This window comes from Psychromonas arctica (assembly GCF_038155225.1).
In the GTDB taxonomy this organism is placed as follows: Bacteria; Pseudomonadota; Gammaproteobacteria; order Enterobacterales; family Psychromonadaceae; genus Psychromonas; species Psychromonas arctica_B.
The window spans coordinates 1-209 of record NZ_JBAKBA010000446.1; the positions used below are offsets into that span (position 1 = coordinate 1).

1 pseudogene is annotated in these 209 nt (G+C 44.5%); it reads left to right on the forward strand.

The window, feature by feature from the left end:
• Positions 1 to 160, forward strand: a pseudogene (locus tag V6255_RS19040) (23S rRNA (pseudouridine(1915)-N(3))-methyltransferase RlmH); the annotation flags it as partial.
• Positions 161 to 209 lie beyond the last annotated feature (49 nt).

Consider the following 209-nt stretch of genomic DNA (forward strand, 5'->3'; position numbering starts at 1 on the left):
GCTAGAAGTGACTGGTAAATCCTGGACAACTGAACAATTAGACAATGAAATGACAAAGTGGCTGCATGATGGGCGGAATATTAGCCTATTGATCGGAGGCCCTGAAGGTCTAGCACCAGAATGTATTCAACAGTCTGAACAACGATGGACACTATCTGCATGAACGTTACCGCACCCTCTGGTTCGAATCATCGTTGAAGATAGCTTAT